At 50.3% G+C, this 14,540-nt stretch carries 15 protein-coding genes and 1 pseudogene; 3 read left to right on the top strand and 13 right to left on the bottom strand.

The genetic code is table 11. The features are described 5' to 3' along the window. Positions 1 to 138 precede the first annotated feature (138 nt). Positions 139 to 480, bottom strand: a complete 342-nt coding sequence (locus KB559_RS23645; RefSeq protein WP_211025736.1) for a YutD family protein — start codon at positions 478 to 480, stop codon at positions 139 to 141. Between the two features lie 20 nt (positions 481 to 500). Further along, positions 501 to 1,400 carry a lipoyl synthase gene (gene lipA, locus KB559_RS23640; protein ID WP_211025734.1) on the bottom strand — a complete coding sequence of 300 codons (900 nt, stop codon included), beginning with the start codon at positions 1,398 to 1,400 and terminating at the stop codon, positions 501 to 503. Positions 1,401 to 1,688: 288 nt separating this feature from the next. Between lipA and KB559_RS23635 the strand changes: the two genes are divergently transcribed. Continuing rightward, complete coding sequence (locus KB559_RS23635; RefSeq protein ID WP_211025744.1) at positions 1,689 to 2,675, top strand: M23 family metallopeptidase; 987 nt, start codon at positions 1,689 to 1,691, stop codon at positions 2,673 to 2,675. 69 nt (positions 2,676 to 2,744) lie between these two features. On the opposite strand, the gene yunB is transcribed toward KB559_RS23635, so the two are convergent. Beyond that, complete coding sequence (gene yunB, locus KB559_RS23630) at positions 2,745 to 3,632, bottom strand: sporulation protein YunB (protein ID WP_211025731.1); 888 nt, start codon at positions 3,630 to 3,632, stop codon at positions 2,745 to 2,747. 148 nt (positions 3,633 to 3,780) lie between these two features. Between yunB and KB559_RS23625 the strand changes: the two genes are divergently transcribed. Next, positions 3,781 to 3,918 carry a hypothetical protein gene (locus KB559_RS23625; protein WP_211025729.1) on the top strand — a complete coding sequence of 46 codons (138 nt, stop codon included), beginning with the start codon at positions 3,781 to 3,783 and terminating at the stop codon, positions 3,916 to 3,918. Positions 3,919 to 4,026: 108 nt separating this feature from the next. Here the strand turns inward: KB559_RS23625 and KB559_RS23620 are convergent, their stop codons facing one another. Beyond that, positions 4,027 to 6,186, bottom strand: coding sequence for an alpha-galactosidase (locus KB559_RS23620; protein WP_211025727.1), 2,160 nt, complete (start codon positions 6,184 to 6,186; stop codon positions 4,027 to 4,029). Positions 6,187 to 6,383: 197 nt separating this feature from the next. Here KB559_RS23620 and KB559_RS23615 point away from each other — a divergent pair, with 197 nt between their 5' ends. Beyond that, entirely contained in the window at positions 6,384 to 7,208 is an 825-nt protein-coding gene (locus tag KB559_RS23615; RefSeq protein WP_247682051.1) for an AraC family transcriptional regulator, read from the top strand. Between the two features lie 37 nt (positions 7,209 to 7,245). Here KB559_RS23615 and nadE read toward each other — a convergent pair whose 3' ends face one another. The 9 genes and pseudogenes from nadE to KB559_RS23570 all read right to left on the bottom strand — a co-directional run bounded on the left by nadE (position 7,246) and on the right by KB559_RS23570 (position 14,538). Next, entirely contained in the window at positions 7,246 to 8,064 is an 819-nt protein-coding gene (gene nadE / locus KB559_RS23610; protein WP_211025723.1) for an ammonia-dependent NAD(+) synthetase, read from the bottom strand. A gap of 17 nt (positions 8,065 to 8,081) precedes the next feature. After that, the gene (gene nadD / locus KB559_RS23605) at positions 8,082 to 8,696 is read right to left on the bottom strand and encodes a nicotinate (nicotinamide) nucleotide adenylyltransferase (protein WP_211025721.1); all 615 of its coding nucleotides are present in this window, start codon (positions 8,694 to 8,696) and stop codon (positions 8,082 to 8,084) included. Positions 8,697 to 8,712: 16 nt separating this feature from the next. Further along, on the bottom strand, positions 8,713 to 10,173 hold the full coding sequence (locus KB559_RS23600) for a nicotinate phosphoribosyltransferase (RefSeq protein WP_211025719.1): 1,461 nt from the start codon (positions 10,171 to 10,173) through the stop codon (positions 8,713 to 8,715). Next, positions 10,173 to 10,766 (bottom strand): cysteine hydrolase family protein, encoded by a 594-nt coding sequence (locus KB559_RS23595; protein WP_247682050.1) that lies wholly within the window; start codon positions 10,764 to 10,766, stop codon positions 10,173 to 10,175. Before KB559_RS23595 ends, KB559_RS23600 begins: the two co-directional genes overlap by 1 nt. 33 nt (positions 10,767 to 10,799) lie before the next feature. Then, positions 10,800 to 11,576 carry an NUDIX hydrolase gene (locus KB559_RS23590; protein ID WP_211025717.1) on the bottom strand — a complete coding sequence of 259 codons (777 nt, stop codon included), beginning with the start codon at positions 11,574 to 11,576 and terminating at the stop codon, positions 10,800 to 10,802. Between the two features lie 193 nt (positions 11,577 to 11,769). After that, positions 11,770 to 12,015: pseudogene (locus tag KB559_RS23585) on the bottom strand (SDR family NAD(P)-dependent oxidoreductase); the annotation flags it as partial. A gap of 89 nt (positions 12,016 to 12,104) precedes the next feature. Next, complete coding sequence (locus tag KB559_RS23580) at positions 12,105 to 12,248, bottom strand: hypothetical protein (protein WP_211025714.1); 144 nt, start codon at positions 12,246 to 12,248, stop codon at positions 12,105 to 12,107. Further along, positions 12,245 to 13,339: a GerAB/ArcD/ProY family transporter gene (locus tag KB559_RS23575; RefSeq protein ID WP_211025712.1), complete on the bottom strand. Its 1,095-nt coding sequence runs from the start codon at positions 13,337 to 13,339 to the stop codon at positions 12,245 to 12,247. The genes KB559_RS23580 and KB559_RS23575 overlap by 4 nt, the downstream gene beginning before the upstream one ends. Beyond that, positions 13,336 to 14,538: a Ger(x)C family spore germination protein gene (locus KB559_RS23570; RefSeq protein ID WP_211025710.1), complete on the bottom strand. Its 1,203-nt coding sequence runs from the start codon at positions 14,536 to 14,538 to the stop codon at positions 13,336 to 13,338. Before KB559_RS23570 ends, KB559_RS23575 begins: the two co-directional genes overlap by 4 nt. Positions 14,539 to 14,540: the final 2 nt, after the last annotated feature.

Below are 14,540 nucleotides of genomic sequence, written 5' to 3'. Positions count from 1 at the left end.
GCCTGAACATCTCAATTTTATCGGAATGGTCTTGGTGGTCAAACCTTCGATCCCTCCACCCGCATAGCGGGTGGTTTTTTGTTTCGCACGCTTCGCGAGCTCAACTGGCTAAAGCCGTAATAAAAAAACGGCCCCCGATCAAGATTCGGGAACCGTTTTTTCTTCGCCTGACGGCTGTTTTGCTGCCGGGACGTTTTCTTTGGAATTTTCTTTAACCTTTTGCAACACAAAATATTTGCATCCGAAATTGCAGTATTCGTTGATATAGTCCGTAATGCCCGAGTAAGCCGTGTCGCGATTTACTTTCGGGTGGTTATCGCGTAAAAAGCCCTTTAAGCGCAGCTTTTCGTAACCCCAATCCCCGATAATATAATCGTATCTATCCAGGACCTCACTGTATCTTTGCTTAAATGCTTCCAAATCCCAAGCATCCTTGTAATTCTGAATCAGTTCATAGTTTTTGCCGCCGATTTGAATCAATCGCCATACCTCCTTACCCGCTAAACGGAAGCGGATGCACCTTCTTTATGGCTCTTCGCCGATTTGACCTGCTCATGGGCATGGTAGGAGCTGCGGACTAGCGGTCCGGACTCCACGTGGCTGAAGCCGCGCTTCAAGCCCTCTTGTTTTAGCTCCGCAAACTGCTCCGGAGTATAGTATTTCTCCACCCGCAGATGCTGCGGGGAAGGCTGCAAGTATTGGCCGATCGTCAAAATATCGCAATCCACAGCACGCAGATCATCCATCGCTTGCAAAATTTCGTCCCATTCTTCGCCTACCCCAAGCATAATGCTCGATTTCGTAGGAATGGACGGCTTCATCGCCTTGGCGCGCTGCAGCAATTCGAGGGACCGACGGTATTTTGCCTTGGCCCGGACCCGGTCCGACATCCGTTCTACCGTTTCAATATTGTGGTTCAAAATATCGGGTTTAGCTTCCATTACGATTCGCAGCGACTCTTCATTTCCGAGAAAATCAGGGATTAACACTTCCACGGAGCACAGAGGCAAACGCCCTCTAATGGCATGAATCGTTTCCGCAAAAATCCGGGCTCCTCCATCGTTCAGATCGTCCCTGGCGACACTTGTCACTACGCAGTGCTGCAAATTCATATTTTCGGCCGCCTCGGCTACCCGCTTCGGCTCCTCCAGATCGAGCTCGGTCGGCATTCCGGTATTCACCGCACAGAAGCGGCAAGCACGGGTGCAGGTTTCGCCCAGAATCATAAAAGTGGCCGTACGGTTAGCCCAGCATTCATATATATTGGGACACCGCGCTTCTTCACAGACGGTATGCAGCGTCTTGGAGCGCATCATATTTTTAATGTCCTGATAATTATCTCCGGTTGTCAGCTTAATTCGAATCCAGTCTGGTTTAGGTTCACTCACGGGTTTTGGCAAATCTGGAGACCTTCCTTCTTGTGGAATAAGCTATAGCGCCATTTATTATATCATGAATTCACTGGAAATACCTACTTTAAAAGGTTGTTCAAAAAGTCATCTTTGGATGCTTCGCCAATTTCATAATTCCCCTGCCTCCTCAAAATTATGAAATCTGCACTAAAACTGGAATAAAAACACAACCTTTGCATCAACCTAAGTGACAGCCAACCCAACCAAAGGAGGAGATCTTCCTTGAGATCTTTTGTTATTTCCGGCGGTAAAATCATTCGCATCCTTATCTGCGTTATGGTGCTTACCTCGCTGTCGACGGTCCCCGGCTTTGGCGCGGCTGCCGCCAAGGCTCCCGGAACACCGGCAACGTCCGCCGGCAAGAGCATTCACGAACTAAGGCAGACCCTGTATCAAGAGACCGGAATGCTGACACAGATTCCTTGGTACTGGCTTGCAGCGATAGATCAATATGAACGCACGATCACCCCGCGAAAAAAGACGGAGTCCGCAAAAAAACGGCTTGTGGACCTTAATTTCAAAGGCGCTGTCTGGGCCGGGCCGCTTAACCCCAATCCCGAGGATACGGTTCCCGCGACGATCGGATTGTTCGGCGGTCTCGGTAAGGACGCCACCGCCGACGGAGCGGCGGATCCCAGTAACGACCGGGATGCGTTGTTCACACTCGCTACCTATCTTAGCAGCTTCGGGTATGAGGACGAGGATTTTCGCATAGCGTTATGGCGTTATTACCAGAATGACTCCTCGGTAACGAGAATTCGCCAGTTTGCAAAAATCTATAAAACCTACGGCCGGGTTGATCTGTTGGCCAGCGCATTCCCTCTTCCCGTAAAAAGTGTGTACACCTTCCGGGACACATGGGGCGACCGACGGGGCTGGGGCGGCCTTCGAACCCATGAAGGCACCGACTTATTCGCCTCCTATGGCGTACCTGTCCGCAGCGTCTGTTACGGAGTCGTCGAGACGAAAGGCTGGAACCCATATGGCGGCTGGCGGATCGGTATTCGGGATTTAAATAACCGATATCATTACTACGCCCATTTGCAAGGCTACGAGAAAAAGATCGAGGTCGGTGACGTCGTCGAACCCGGTCAAACGATCGGCTGGGTAGGCAGCAGCGGATACGGGCCGCCCGGGACCCAAGGACGATTCGCGCCGCATCTTCATTACGGAATTTACCGGGACACCGGGACGACGGAATGGGCATTCAATCCCTACCCTCTTCTACGACAGTGGGAAAGAGCGGACCGCCTTAAAAAGTGACCCCTGCCCTGTCTTCTTCATATAGATCCGCCCTTTGCAATAAAAAAGACGCCCTGGTAGGCGTCTTTTTTATTTATGACTGTCGGACTGTTCCGGGCTTTCGCCACTCCCTGTATTTCCGTCGCCTTTACTCCCGCTACCCGTATCTCCTGACTCTCCCTCCGTACCGGAGGAGTCCTTCTCCGCTTCATCGGATTGCACCTTGGTCCCCGCATCTTCCGGAACTGCGGGCAGCGCGATATTCGGCGCACCGGCCTGATCTCCGACAGGGTTCCCTTTGCCATCGTAGTAATACATAGGGACATCGCCGACAACGAGCAGATAAGATACCGGAATCTCCGTCTCCACGGCCTGCGGCTCCATATCAAAAGGCACCACGACGGCAAGTTCCGTGCGTACGCGCAGATAAACCTCAACTAAAATATTGTTGATGCCTGCATCCTGCCGCCGGGTGTTTAAATCGACCTTAACGTCGCCTTTCGGCTCGATCTTGATTGGAATCCCGGGTCCGAAGGAGGCAAGAATCGGACTGCCGAGCGCCTGCCCAAGCGGGATGTGCTCCGATAACCGGGAAACCTCGTCGAGCGTGGTCCGGACCGTCTGAATCGTATCGGAAGTAATTCGCATGTGAGCGGAATAGTTCAGCATGAAGCCCGAAACCTTCCCCGCATCATCGGTCTTCCAATCGATCAAGTTCCCCACCTCTTGCTCGTTCGCGACCTGCGAGGTGATCGCCTCATTGATCGATTCCGTGGCGATTTGCTTCACCCGGATTTTCGCCAGATGCATGATCGGCTCCTTCATATGGCGCTCGACATATTGAAAAAACTGAAAAATGGCAATAAACGTAATGGCCAGGACGACAAGCCAAATCTTTCGCCTGCTAAGCGGCCCCCTTCGCCGCCCTCTATGCCATCCTCTTCTCCAGCTGCGAAATCCCCTTCTAAACCGCAGCATTCCTTCATCCCCCCTGCTTTGTCCACGGCGGAACATCTATACAGGTTATGCTGGACAGGGTGAAAAAAGAAGGCCGGGCTGCCACTTGCCATCGAACGTTGATGCTTCAGTACCGATAATATATGATGCAATTAGGAGGGGAGAGCAAATGAAACAATTAATGCGCAAAGCCGCAAAGGCATTCGGGCTTTCCGTAATCAGCTTAATTTTAGGAGGATTTGCCCTCCTATGCGTCTTTGGCATTCTGTTCTTCTTCGGAGTATGGTATTACGACAATTTTATGTGAATGTCTTCAGTTCCCCGAGTATTCTTAAAAGAAAAAGGATCAAGCAAAGGGGTATCGCTCCCCTTCCGCTTGATCCTTTTCACTTTGTTTAATTGATTACGAAGCGAATTAACGCTTAACCGCCTTCAACTTGAATTTCGTGCTGGCGTAGTCGCCCTTCAGTTCGGGGATCACGAGCCCAAAGTTCATCAAGCGGTCACCCGGCCATACGCCGTCCAAACCCTCCACGGAATAGTCTAACTCCGGATTCAAGCCTTTGAAGCGTAATCTTTTCTCCGGCGGATGCGGTTCGGCCAATACTCTGAAAAAGAAAGCGATCGCTTCCTTCCGGTCTGGCGAAACGAACATCCATGCCGACTCCGTGCTTTCGAACGGACTGAGCAGCCGGTATAGGTCGCCCTGCTGTACCAGCGAGCGAATCCCCTTATATTCCTTCACCTGCTCCTTGACGATCTCCTTTTCTTCTTCCGTGAACTTGGTCAGATCCAGCTCGTAGCCGAAATTCCCGGACATCGCGACGTCGCCTCTCATTTTGAGCGGGGTCATCCGTTCCACCTGGTGGTTCGGTATTGCGGATACATGGGCGCCGATCGAGCTGACCGGATAGACCAGGCTGGTTCCGTACTGGATCTTCAGCCGCTCCACCGCATCGGTGTCATCGCTGGTCCAGGTTTGCGGCATGTAATACAACATGCCGGGATCGAATCGGCCGCCGCCGCTGCTGCAGTTCTCGAACAGAATATCAGGAAAGCGGGAGGTCAGCCGTTCCAACAGCTCGTAGAGACCCAAGATTTGACGATGAGCGATCTCCGACTGGTGTTCCGGTGCAGCCGCAGCCGAACCGATCTCCGTCAAACTACGGTTCATATCCCATTTGATGTACGCAATCGGAACCGTGCTGAAGATGCCGCTCAGCGTCTCATAAATATATTCGCGCACTTCGGGCCTCGAGTAGTCCAGCACCAGCTGCCATCTTGCTTCCGTTCTGCGTCTGCCTTCCACATGCAGGCACCAGTCCGGATGTTTGCGGTACAGCTCGCTTTCCGGGGAGATCATCTCCGGCTCGAACCATAGACCGAACTTCATTCCCAATGCATTGATCTTTTCCGCGACTTCCGTCAGTCCTCCCGGCAATTTTCTCAAATCCGGCGTCCAATCTCCAAGAGACGTTCTGTCGTTGTCCCGTTTTCCGAACCAGCCGTCATCCAGCACAAACAGCTCAATGCCCATTTCCGCGCCCGCTTTTGCTATGTCTATCAGCTTTTCAGTATTAAAATCGAAATAGGTGCCTTCCCAATTGTTCACTAGAATCGGCCGCTCCCGATCCCGGTGTACGCCGCGGCTCAGCCGCGTACGGTACAAGCGGTGATACATTCTCGACATCTCTCCCAAGCCGTCCGCCGAGTAAACCATAACGGCTTCCGGTGTCTGAAACGTTTGTCCCGGCGCAAGAACCCAGGTGAAATCGAACGGATTAAGACCGATGGAGAACCGGGTCGATTTAAAGGAATCCACTTCTGCAACTGCCGCGAAATTTCCGCTGTATACAAAGCTAAGGCTGTAAACCTCCCCATGATCCTCATCCGCTCCCGGCTCGGCCAGAGCAATAAACGGATTCAACTGGTGCCCGCTCATCCCGCCTCTACGGCCTTCGATGACAGTTCCGCCGGGACCCAGCGGTCGCCGCTGAATATGCGCTTCACGGGACCAGGAGCCGGCCAGGTAAATCATGTCCAAATCCGAGCGCGGCAAATCCACGCTCGCGCTGAGCGCCTTCAGAAGCTGAAGACTCTGCCCGCCTTTATTTTCAAATCGGACCGATCTAGCGATCGCGTCAGAATGCCGGAACACGCTGTAACTGAGCGTCACCGCAAGACCGGTGTACTCATCCTTCAACTCCAGCTCTAGAGTTTCGGCCTCGTCATCACTCTCGGTATACAGACCCGGCAAGCCCTCCAGTTGCGGTTTACCGGCAATAATACGGTATCCCTGATATACTAGCTCCGTAATTCTTGATCCGTCTTCCAGCCGTACTTGATAGGCCGGATTGCGGAAATCGCCCGAACCGTATTGCGGATACTCTTGCGGAAGACGATCCAGAAGAAGCGGGCCATCCATATTGATCAGACTTTGCGGATGCTCTTCCATACGCAGCTTTTTGCCCCAATAAGCGTGTGCCGGATAGCCGTTTACGATTTGTAGAATATAGCTCATCCGCTCCGATTGCAGATGAAAAATTCCTTCTTGTTCATAGTAACGAATAGCCATATAAGGTTGATCCCCTTTTCCTTAAAATAGTTTGAGGAAATGTGCTCTCTCCATCTTAAAGCGGGGCGTTCCCCGCAGTAAATGGAACATGACTATGAAAACATGGCATAATGATAGATGATTGTACATTTTCCGATAATATTGTACGTTAAATATGTCATTGTACTTGATCGAAAATAAAGGACTGAATCAATATGATGGAATACCTGGCAGGCAACCCCTCATTTTTGGATCTGCATATTACGCAATATGGATTAGAGCAGTGTTGGCCGCAGCATGATTACGGGCCTGCCGTAAGAGATCATTACCTCATTCATTTCATACTTGATGGCCAAGGTATTTTCGAAACGGGGAACCGTACCTATCACCTCAAAAAAGGCCAGGCCTTTCTCATCGTTCCGGAAGCCGTCACTTATTACCGGGCCGATGCCGCCGATCCTTGGACCTATGCCTGGGCAGGCTTTCAAGGCATCCAGGCGGAAAGCTATTTGCGGCAGGCCGGACTGTCTATGGAATCTCCGATTCTGGATCGTATCGCCCCCGAAATCGTGGAGCGTTGTATCCGGCAAATGCATGATTCCAGAGCCCTCCCGAGCGGACGCGATTTGAAGCTGACCTCGCTCCTGTACTCGCTGTTCTCCCATATGGCCGAAACCAATCCGCCCCATGCCCCGGAGTCCAGGAAGGACGATCGTCAGGACAAGTATGTGAATAAAGTGGTTGATTTCATCGGCACCAATTACGGAAACAAAATCAGCATTTCCCAAATCGCCAATTTTGTCGGGCTGGATCGAAGCTATTTGTGCGCTGTTTTCAAATCCCGGACCGGTTCCAGCATTCAGGAATATTTAATTGCTTTCCGGATGAACAAGGCTTGCGGATTAATGGGCAACAGCCTGCTTTCGATCGGCGACATCGCCAGATCGGTCGGTTACGAAGACCCGTTATTGTTCTCCAAAATGTTCAAAAAAGAAAAGGGCCTTTCCCCCAGGCAGTATCGTACCGCATACTTTCCGGGTTAAGGCCCCTTTTCGGGAGTACCATTTATATGTTAATTGCTTACTTCCACCATTCATCAAAAGGCGTAGCCGGAAGTTCCCGTTTGTGCATCGTCACCGCATACCGCTTTTCGATATTGGCCTTCGCCTGCGGTTCAACCTCTTTGCCCGTAAGGTACTGATCCAGCACCTCATAAGACAATCCGAGCTCCGTTTCGTCCGCTTGCAACGGTTTGTTGTCGAGCAAATCCGCCGTCGGCGTTTTTAAGTACAAGCGTTCCGAGGCACTCAGCTCCTTTAGGAGCTCCCGCCCTTGTCCTTTGGTCAGCCCCGTCAACGGCATAACGTCGGCACCTCCGTCACCGAATTTCGTAAAGAAGCCGGTGATGGCCTCCGCCGCATGATCCGTACCGATCACCAGGCATCCCTTCTCTCCGGCGATCGCATATTGAGCGATCATCCGCATTCTGGCTTTGACGTTTCCTTTGTTAAAGTCCGACATCCCGCTGCCAGCCATCGCCGCGAATTGTTCGGCAAAGGCATCTACCGAGGACTGAATGTTAAACTCGAACGATTCATCGGGCTGAATGAATTCCAAAGCTTCCTTAGCGTCCACCTCATCCCGTTGGATTCCGTAGGGGAGACGGACGGCGTAGAACGTCGCCTCAAGTCCCTCTGCCCGCAGCTCTTCGACCGCAAGCTGGGCGAGTCGTCCCGCCAGCGTCGAATCCTGGCCTCCGCTGATTCCCAGCACATACCCTTTTGCTCCCGCTTTTTTGCAATACGCCTTCAGAAAATCGATACGCTCGCGGATCTCCTCTTTGACATCAATCACCGGTTTTACTTGCAACGCCCCGATAATTTGTTCTTGTGTATTCATCTTGTTCCTTCTCCTCTCTATTTATATAATTGATGATTCTTAATATAACTATAGCAATTGTCGGGTACCAGATACCGGGGTTCCCCGCCAAGCCGAAACTCTTCCCGGATATAGGTGGAGCTGATTTCCATGGCTAACCCTTTATCAATAAGATGAAAAGTATGACCGTCATCGGCATTTCGGAGAATCGGCGATTTGCTGATCGCCGACAGCATGTTGATTCCGTCTCTTGCCATGACAATAAACTTGTTCTCGCGAATCAACTCTTCTGACTTCTTCCACTTCCCGGCTCCGATATCAAGCAGCAGGTCCGCGCCCATAATAAAGTAGATTTCGTCGTCCGGAAACTTGTTCTTGAAATGCTGCAAGGTCAAATAGGTGGCGATTTCCCAGCCTGCTTGCTTCATTTCATAATCGTCCGGGACAAATTTATCATTCCCTGCAATGGCCAGCAAAATCATATTCCAACGGTGCTCATCGCTGACATTCATCGATTTGTCCGGCCGTTTATTGGAGCATGGCAGAAAAATGACCTTATCCAGTTTGCAGCGATGGGCAACCGTGCTGGCTGTCCAAAGATGCACATTCGTAATCGGATCGAAGGAGGATCCGTAGATTCCGATTTTCCCCATAGCCCGGTCTCCCTTCTCAGGCTTGCATGTTTTCGCTCACTTTTTGGCGGATCTCTTCAATCCGTTTCATTTTATTGTCCCAGCATTCCTGGCTGAGGTCGACCGGATATTCGGCCGGATTCAACAGCCGCTTGTATTCGTCCCACAATACGTTCAGGTTCTCTGCCGCAAACTGCTTGATTTCCTGCAGCGAAGGGAGCTTATAAACCAGCTTTCCATCCGCAAAAATGATCTGATGCAGATCCCTCGCCTCGAAATTCGTTACGAATTTGGCGATATGCGTGTGAACGGGATGGAACATCTTGAGGCGTTCCTCCTGCTGAGGTTCTTCATGCTCCAAAGCGATATAATCGCCCTCCGACTTCCGGTTGCCTTTGTTGATGATGCGGAATACTCTTTTCCGGCCGGGCGTCGATATTTTTTCGGGATTCGAGCTGATCTTGATTGTATCGACCATCTCTCCATGTTCATCCTCGATGGAAATCAACTTGTAGACCGCTCCGAGAGCGGGCTGGTCATAGGCCGTGATCAGCTTGGTGCCGACGCCCCACACATCGATTCTCGCTCCTTGGGCTTTCAGGTTCATAATCGTGAGCTCGTCGAGATCGTTGGTCGCGTAAATTTCCGCTTCGGGGAAGCCCGCTTCATCAAGCATTCTCCGCGCTTCCTTCGACAGATATGCCAAATCCCCGCTGTCCAGACGAATTCCTTTGAAGTTGATCTTATCCCCAAATTCCTTGGCCACCTCGATCGCCGTAGGCACACCCGATTTAAGCGTATCGTACGTATCGACCAAAAATACGCAATCTTTATGACACTCCGCATATTTGCGGAAAGCTGTATACTCATCACGGTAAGCCTGGACCATCGCATGGGCATGCGTTCCTACGGTAGGAATTCCGAACAGCTTGCCGGCCCTTACGTTCGAGGTAGCTTCAAATCCCGCAAGGTAGGCGGCTCTCGCTCCCCAAATGGCGGCGTCCATTTCTTGCGCCCGACGGGTTCCGAATTCCATGCTGATTTCGTTTCCGATCACTTGCTTGATCCGCGAAGCCTTCGTAGCGATCAGCGTCTGAAAGTTGACGATATTGAGCAGCGCGGTTTCGATCAACTGCGCTTCCGCCAACGGAGCCTCAATCCGCATAATCGGTTCATTGGCGAATACGAGCTCCCCTTCTTGCATCGACAACACGTTTCCCGTAAAACTAATACCTTCAAGATAAGCAAGGTAGTCCTCGCCGTATCCTTCTTCTCTTAAATAAGCCAAATCGCTCTCCGTGAAGCGGAATTCCGAGAGGTAACGGATCACCCGCTCCAATCCGGCAAAGACGGCATAACCGTTCTGGAACGGTATTTTACGAAAATAAACTTCAAACACCGCATTACGCTGGTGAATATTGTCCTTCCAGTAGGCCTGTGCCATATTGATTTGATATTTATCCGTGTGCAGGGCAAGACTGTCGTCAGCGTAGCTCATTATAACTCCTCCTTCAGATGATGGGGTCGGATATCCGCACCAAGCGATCCTTTAAAATGGCGCAAGGCCCAGGCATGGCCTTCCTGATCAAAGCTTGCAACCGCAGCTTCGTGGATCACCAGGTCAAAGCCCCTATTGTACGCATCCACCGCCGTATGGAGCACGCAGATGTCGGTGCATACTCCAACCAGATGGAGCTCCGTGATTCCCCTTGCGCGGAGTTGGAGCTCCAGATCGGTGCCCGCAAACGCGCTGTATCTTGTTTTATCCATCCAATAGACATTCGCTGCGGTCTTGTTAGCCTGATACAAAGCATCAAGTTCCCCGTAAAGCGTACGGCCCTTCGTTCCATCGAGATTATGGGGCGGAAACAGTCTGGTTTCAGGATGCAGCGTGTCTCCCTGCTTATGAAGATCGATGGCGAAAACTACATAATCATTATTCTGTATAAACTCGCGGGTAATATCCGTGATCGGCCCTTCAATGGCTTGCCCGGGAGCCCCGCAGGTCAATGCGCCGTCCTCGGCGACAAAATCATACGTATAGTCGATATTAATCAAAGCCCGATGGATCACATTCATTTCCTTCATCATTTTCGTTTCCTCCCCTAAATGATTATCAAGAATTTACTTTCTGGAATGGTAAAGCGATGTATTCACATCAGCATCAATAAAACGGTAGAGCTGGGTCGGCTTTTTGGAAGTCCGCGTCGTCTTCTTCCCGGTGATCTCCCGGATGAAGGGCAGCGACTTTATTTTTCTGGCAAAAGCGGCATCGAGAGAGATGGCTGAATCATTCGTCACGGTCAAAAGCACGGCTTGAAGCTCGGAATAAGTGAACTCTGACGGCAAGAAGTCCTTCGCCGCTGTCGTTTCAAGCAGCTTATGCCGGATTACTGAAATCGCATCCCGGATAATCTCCGCATGGTCAAAGGCCAGATCAAGCTTCAGAACCTCTTTTACGGAAAACAGCTCTACCTCGCTTGCGTCATCGTTCGCCTGACGCTTGGCAAGCTGATGTTCAGGTACGATGGCAAAATGGGCATTTGAAATGATCCATCCGCGCGGGTCACGTCCTGGGGCATCATATACCCCGAAATGCTCAAGATGAATATTCTCTACCCCCGTCTCCTCCATTAACTCCCGCTGAGCCGATTGAAAAGCGGTCTCGGCCGGGTCGACGAATCCGCCGGGCAGAGCCCATTTTCCCGCTTCAATATTCAGCTTGCCTTCGCTGTTCGTCATACTCCGCTTGATTAGCATGAGCTTGAGATCCATGACAGGCGGTTTAAACATTTCCCGCTTCTCGGGCAAAATCGAGAATACCGCGATATCCGAAGTATAACCGTCCGGGGTTCTATATTTTTTCACATCGTATTGCTGCATTGCTTGCTCATTCGACATTAGCCAAGATTCCTTTCTGCCATTTTTAACTTTTAACATTTAACGTTTTGTTAATTGTATTATATGCAGCTATTTCCATCTTGTCAATCCTGGCTAAAAATTTTTCGATAAATAAAAAAGACTGAAGAGAAACCGGAGCCTCTCCGGTGACCCTGCAATCTTTTGTGGTTTGAGTTATTTGGGAGCGTGCAGTCTATTGCGCCGTATAGCCTCCATCGACAAGTAATGAAGTGCCGGTTACAAAATCATTTTCACATAAAAAAACAATGGCATGCGCGATTTCTTCCGGCCGGCCGAGTCTTCTTATAGGATGCCTTGCAACAAGACCATCGTAAAAATCGCCAAGGGCTTCTTTATTAACCATTCCGGACTCGACATACCCCGGGCATATGGCATTAACTCGTATATTTTTACCGGCATATTCGTGAATCATCGATTCCGGTTATATCGTCCCCAACCCCGTTCTCACACATACCGCCGTAACTTTATCGACGAAAAAAGAGTCATACTTATCGCATCAGTCACGTCCTAATTCCGTTTCTTGCTTTTCTTTTTCCATCGAATCCAGGTAATCACGGAGCCGAGCAGCGCTCCAACCAGCAGCGTAAGCTGAAACTTCCAAGGCGCGACAAGAAGATTACGGGATTCCCAGGAAAAAAAGTGTCTGATCATGTCTTGAGCCCCGCGATCCATTTTCTAACCGGTAAAGCGAGCAGCACAATGCCCGGCAATACAAGAAACATAGGAACCCATACGTGGTAGGGGATGACTTGCTTCGCCACCTGCAAATGCTCCGTAAAGCTGATCACCATGGTCATAGATACGAACAAGGCCATAAGGGACGCAGTCACGACCATGGGCTTCTCGCTCTTCCCCCCAATTAAATAACGCAAACAGACGGCTGCCGAGAAAAGATGCAGCGACATTTTAATAAAGGCGTTCACCACTAAATAAATAATGCCGATCGCATCCAGGTTATCGAAATAATTGATATTGGACAACTTAAGCAGAGCAAATGCCGGATACATCATTTGTTGAAACGCCATTTCTCCAAAACCCGAAACGGCTAACAAATCCATCAACGCAATGCTGAAGCCTGCTAATAGGGTTCCTCCTGCCGTCCAAAGCGCTAATCCTTTCTTTTGCGCTACATAACTCCAAATTATTGCAAACTCGATACTCTCCCCGAACGTTTGCATGAGGCCGAGCGGCCAAACGGCTTTCCAGATTCGTCCCCACCCCTCTCCAGCCACGGGAAGCAGATTGGCAAAGTGAAACGTCCCTGAAGTGGCCAGCAAAGTGATTTCCATAATTAGCGATATATAGATCAACGGAAGAAAAAAACCGGCCAGTCTTGCGATCACTTCTATACCGCCCAGCAAAGCATAGATAACTACGCCCAAGAAAGTAAATCCGATAATCCAATCGGGTGTGCGGTTCAAGATGGTTACCGGAAAAAGAAACCGGACATCGCTGATGATGCGCGCCGCATTATAAATAAACAGCAACGGAAAGAGCCAGGCCAGCGGCGCTCCCAACCATTTTCCGAATATCCAGGGAAACCACTCCACCAGCGTCAAACCTCCGGTTGCCTTGAAAATAAACAGATAGATCAGCACCAGTCCTGCGCCGAATAATGTGGAAATCCCCGAAGCTATCCAGGCATCCCGTCCCGCATCGGAAGAAAAACCAAATATAAGTGTGGTTCCCAATTGAAACAACGCCAATAGCGCAAACATCTCATATTTCGAAATCCGCGTCATCTTTGCTCCACCTCGTTGTCGCTGATCTTTATTGTTTTATTTGTAAGACCGTTGCGCAGTACCCTGACATCCACATCGATCTTGGTTTCCATCTCTGAAAACAAGGTGTTCCATTGCTCCCGGTAAGTCTTGTTCCAGGCACGGGGATATCTGCGGTAAATGGACTGCCCGAATCCGAAAATGTCGCTTTTCAATTCCCTTTGCACCTTTTGGATGGATGCCGTGATTCTTTTTTCTATTTCATGTTTTAATGAATCAATTACATAATTCGTGTTTTTTGAAATTTCCAGATTCATGTCCGTGGTATTTTCATAAATATTTGCACTTACATCGGCATGAAGCCTTACCTCCATTTTTCCGGATTCCCCTATCTTCATTTTTCGGGAAACATTCACCTTCTCCAGTTCCGCACTGATTCTTCCTTTGCGCCTGCCCTCTTCAATTTCTATCGTCACTACGCCCTCTTTAACTGTATCGAGAACCCAGTGCAAGCCCCGCGCCTCATTATCATTGAGCCTGCCAATCATTTTGTCTTCTTTGAAGACGGCGCTCCCTGATATGACCAGGTTTTTATATTTGCTGTCTCCGCGTTCGGATGCGGTAATTTCCAGAATCGGCGCAAACGGCTCCACCCCCTCGGATTGCAAGGCGTTCAGGAAATCGACCAGCCGGACCGTAGGGAGTACACGCCGCTTGAGTTCCTCAAAAATCACCTCTGAAGACAACCTTTCGAATTTTGGCAGATAATTCAATACATCGGAAGCCGTTGTGGCCGAAACGGCAAAGTAGCTCTTCATCTGCGATTCCCGGTAACGTTCAAAGAAATCTAGAACCTGGCTTACTCCGCTCTCGGCCATACTATGGCCGACGATAATGACTCTTGAGTGGGAGAAAAAAATTTGACGAGGAAGCTTTTGCTGGATGCTCCGGTACGTCTCCATGACGGTAGCCCCCTCCTCGGAGACGACCCAGCCGGAGGTATCGGCCAACTTAGTTGTCCCCGCTCCTCCTTGCGAGGAACCTGTTCCTATCAGCAGAGGAACTGCCAGCTGCAAGGAGAGCCTGATGTTCCCGTTATTTCCTTTATCTATCCCGATCGCCGAAACGATAGCGATATCGTTGACTTCCCGATTACTCCAGCAAGCCGTCAAGCTCATCGACATGGTCGCTATCAACAGAAGAATAGCCGCTTTTCGCATAA

Origin of the sequence: Paenibacillus sp. Marseille-P2973, from assembly GCF_018101095.1 — a bacterium.
Taxonomy (GTDB): Bacteria; Bacillota; Bacilli; order Paenibacillales; family Paenibacillaceae; genus Fontibacillus; species Fontibacillus vini.
This window is presented reverse-complemented; position numbering and strand designations above follow the sequence as displayed.